Annotated in this window: 1 protein-coding gene; it reads right to left on the bottom strand. The window is 57.7% G+C overall.

What is annotated here, in order from left to right; genetic code table 11:
* A partial coding sequence (locus tag KMS84_RS44490) for a TrbG/VirB9 family P-type conjugative transfer protein (protein ID WP_256921562.1) occupies nucleotides 1–286 on the bottom strand: 286 nt, incomplete at both ends.

The raw sequence follows: 286 nt of genomic DNA, 5'->3' as shown, positions 1-286 counted from the left end.
CTACGAACATGCTGGCCAGACGCTGAACAACCCAGTACTCGCCCTCGCGGCGTGCATTGACCATCGCCTCGGTGCCGTCAGGCAGTACGCGGTAAAACTGCGGCAGATCCGCACCTTTTTTCATCAGAAACTTGGTGAACTGACCGTCATCCATGACGCCCTGCAGGCCGATGGCTTCTTTGTCACCCGAATAGCCGTAGTTGATGTTCGGGGAGGACGGAGTACCGGTGCTGGTAATTGGCCCAGTAGCGGCAGGCGCTGGGGCTTCCGATGCATTGTTATACGA

Source organism: Streptomyces hilarionis (assembly GCF_024539675.1).
In the GTDB taxonomy this organism is placed as follows: Bacteria; Actinomycetota; Actinomycetes; order Streptomycetales; family Streptomycetaceae; genus Streptomyces; species Streptomyces hilarionis.
Note: the sequence above shows the minus strand (reverse complement) of the source record. Positions and strands in the feature narration are given on the sequence as shown.